Origin of the sequence: Haloglomus irregulare, assembly GCF_007421925.1 — an archaeon.
Lineage (GTDB): Archaea > Halobacteriota > Halobacteria > Halobacteriales > Haloarculaceae > Haloglomus > Haloglomus irregulare.
On sequence record NZ_QMDX01000048.1, the window covers coordinates 1 to 3,348 of the forward strand.

Here is a 3,348-nt window from a genome sequence, read left to right on the forward strand (position 1 = left end):
CGGCCTCGACGACGATCTGGCTGAAGCCGTTGTAGCGACCCTCCGCCTCGGGGTCCGTTCGACAGAGGACCACGAAGTAGTCACCGACGGAGCCGTTGGTGATCCACATCTTGTTGCCGCTGACGACCCACTCGTCGCCGTCCTTCTCGGCGGTCGTGGAGACCGAGGAGACGTCGCTCCCGGTGTCGGGCTCCGAGATGGCCGAGCCCATGATGGCCTCGCCCTCGGCGATGGGTGGCAGGTACTCCTCCTTCTGCTCCTCGGTGCCGAACGCGACGATGGCCTCGCTCCCGAACGCGGTCCCGAGGACGGACCCGCCGACGCCGGGGTCGGCGGCGTACAACCCCTCGATGATGATGGCGACGTCGAGGGCGTCGTAGCCGGCGCCACCGTACTCCATGGGGATCTGCGCCCCCAGCAGCCCCATCTTCGCGGCCTCGTCGAGCACCTCGTGGGGGAACTTCTCCTCGCGGTCGTGCTCCGTCGCGATGGGCCTGATCTCGTTCTCCCCGAACCGGCGCACCTCGTCGCGGATCTGCTGTTGCTGGTCGGACAGCTCGAAGTCCATACTCCCCCAACGGAGGGTGGGGTGGAAAACCGTTACCCCCGCGCTACTCGTACTCGCCCTTCGCCATGTCCGGTTCGGGCTGGGGCGTCATGTTGATGCGGAGCTGCGGCAGGTAGAGCGCCAGGTCGGTCGTCGTGATGATGCCGACGGCCTGGCCGTCCTCGGCGACGGGCAGCTTCTTGACCCCGTTGTGACCCATGCGCTCGCCGGCGGCGCGTGCGGACTCGTCCGGACGGATGGTGACGACGGGGTCTGACATCAGTTCCTCCACGGTCGTCGTCTCGGGGTCCATCGCCTGCCCGACGCTCTCGACGATATCCATCTCGGTGATGATGCCGTCGATGATCTCCTCGCCGATGACCAGCGAGCCGATGCCCTTGCTGGAGAGTATCTCCGCGGCCTCGGCGATGGTCGTCCCGGCGGGCACGGTGCGGACCGGCGATGTCATGATCTCGCTGACCGGCGTGTCGATCTCCGGGTCTGGCTCCTCACTCATAGATGCCCGCTGGAGTCCCCCAATGATAAGCCTACCCGACTGCGAACCGGGGCGACCGTCCTGACCGAGGTCACGCTACTAGGCGCAGCACTTACGCCGGTGTACGACCTACTCTCTTATGGCGTGCGGTGGGGCTCCGAAACGTCACCTTGGGTAGGGAGACTCGCTCGCGGTCCCCTGCACGCCACTTTTCGCCGGCTACTCGCCGTCCCAGTTCATCCGACAGCTGTCATCGCAGAAGTGTGCGCTCCGGACATCGCCGTCCTCGACCCAGGTGATGACGCGATGCCCCGGGTCGTTCAGGATCGGCTCACCGCAGTTACCACACCGCGGCGCGTCCTCCTCGGTGACGTCCTCGCCCAGGTCCGAGGTCGGGTCTACCATTGAGCAAGTCCATACGCCGACCCTACTTATGCCCATACTTTCGGCCACGGTCTTGCGGCAACACTCCCGGGAACCGGTAGTCAGGACTCCTCGTCCGACGACGGCTCCGGGCCGCGATACGACTCGCCGGGTTCGGTCCAGCCGTCCGTCGGCATGACACTCCCGGGGTAGAGGCTGGTGTTGATGGCCGTCTTCGCGCCCGGGCCGAGGACGGTGCCGAACTTCCGGCGACCGGTGCTCGTCCGCTCGCCCTTCACGACCGTTTCGACGTCCGCGCCGTCGTGCCGGAGGTTCGCGACCTGCGTTCCGGCGCCCAGGTTCGCGTCCGGGCCGAGCACGCTGTCCCCGACGTAGGAGACGTGCGGGACGTTCGTCCCAGACATGATGACCGTGTTCTTCACCTCGACGCCGTGACCCACATCCGTGTCGGGGCCGAGCAGCGTCGCACCCCGGACGTACGCGTTCGGTCCCACCTCCGCGCCGGACCGAACCAGTGCCGGGCCCTCGATGATTACGCCCGGTTCGACCGTCGCCCCCGCCTCGACGACGACCCGCCCGCGGAGGTCGGCGTCGCCCCGCACCTCGCCGTCGACCCGCCGCTCCAGCTCCCCGAGCTTCCACTCGTTCGCCGCGAGCAGCTCCCAGGGACGCCCGACGCCGAGCCACTGCCCGACGGGCACGGCACGGACATCGAACCCGTGGATGACGCGGGTCAGCACGTCCGTGATCTCGTGCTCGCCGCGGCCGGACAGCTCCGTCTCGGCGAGCCAGTCCGCTGCCTCGGTGGGGAAGTGGTATGCGCCGACGTTGACGCGGTTGCTCGGCGGGTCGTCGGGCTTCTCGACCACTCCGGTGACGCGGCCGTCCGCGATGGAGAAGACGCCGTACGGGCGCGGGTCGTCGACCTCGTAGGCGCCGACGGCCGGACAGGCGTCGAACAGCGCCTCAAGCGCCGCCGCGTCGTAGAGGTCGTCCCCGTTCAGGACGACGAAGTCGTCGTCGAGATGGGGTCGAGCCTGGGCGGCGGCGTGGGCGGTGCCCAGCCGCTCGGCCTGCTCGGCGTACGAGACGGGGACCCCCCGATACGCCTCTCCGAAATGCTCGCGCACGTCCTCGCCCCGGTAGCCGACGACGAAGACGAGTTCGTCGGCCCCCGCGCGAACGGCGGCATCGACGGTGTGGGCACACAGCGGCCGGTCCGCGACGGGGAGCATCGGCTTCGCGACGGCGTCGGTCAGGGGCCGCATCCGGGTTCCCTGCCCGGCGGCCAGGATGACGACTTGCATACCCGACCTGCTGCCCGGGTCCGCAAAGGTCCACCGACCCCGGTGACCGTGGCCCCTGCGGCCGCGGAACCGGTGGCTGGCGAACAGGCGACACCGCGCTTCCCGTCGGGCCGTGGTGCCGCGCTGGCGGAACCGGCCGTGGAGTTGCGTTCCCCCCGGTCCGGGTCGGCGGCCCGACGCAGGCTCGTCAGGTCATGGGCGCGTTGCCTGCGGTACCGCATTTGAATCTACGCGACGTACGAATATTCCGGAAGAACCCATCTAACGAGTCAAAATCGACTCATATATGCTAAGGATGAGGAAAATGGGAGATAATTCGAGATGTTCGACAGCCATGTCCGTTGTATCCGCGAGCGGTTCTCCGCTGGCGACCGGAGGGAGCCAGCGGCCTCTTTTCGAACGTTCTTTGCCGTGAGGGGTTCGCGGGCTCCGCCCGCGAACGAATAGCTGGTCGGCGGAGCCGGCCAGCCGATGCCCGCAGGCTCGCGTCGAAGGCGCGAGCCGAGCACACCCGAGTGGGAAAACGCCCTGTTAGAAGCCCTTGCCCTGCAGTTCGCGAGCGATGATGTTTTTCTGGATCTCGGTGGTGCCCTCGTAGATCTGGGTGATCTTGG

At 67.9% G+C, this 3,348-nt stretch carries 5 protein-coding genes; all 5 read right to left on the reverse strand.

What is annotated here, in order from left to right:
• Window positions 1-568, reverse strand: a 568-nt coding sequence (locus DP107_RS19635; protein WP_185977422.1) for an acyl-CoA dehydrogenase family protein, incomplete at its 3' end; no start/stop codon positions are given.
• A 43-nt stretch (window positions 569-611) separates the two neighbouring features.
• Window positions 612-1,064: a CBS domain-containing protein gene (locus DP107_RS19640; protein WP_144263762.1), complete on the reverse strand. Its 453-nt coding sequence runs from the start codon at window positions 1,062-1,064 to the stop codon at window positions 612-614.
• Window positions 1,065-1,262: 198 nt separating this feature from the next.
• A complete protein-coding gene (locus DP107_RS19645) occupies window positions 1,263-1,448 on the reverse strand; it encodes a DUF7576 family protein (protein ID WP_144263763.1) in 186 nt (61 codons plus the stop codon).
• A gap of 80 nt (window positions 1,449-1,528) precedes the next feature.
• The gene (glmU, locus tag DP107_RS19650; RefSeq protein WP_144263764.1) at window positions 1,529-2,734 is read right to left on the reverse strand and encodes a bifunctional sugar-1-phosphate nucleotidylyltransferase/acetyltransferase; all 1,206 of its coding nucleotides are present in this window, start codon (window positions 2,732-2,734) and stop codon (window positions 1,529-1,531) included.
• 531 nt (window positions 2,735-3,265) lie between these two features.
• Window positions 3,266-3,348: acyl-CoA dehydrogenase family protein (locus DP107_RS21200; protein WP_144263765.1), on the reverse strand; the 83-nt coding region annotated here is incomplete at its 5' end.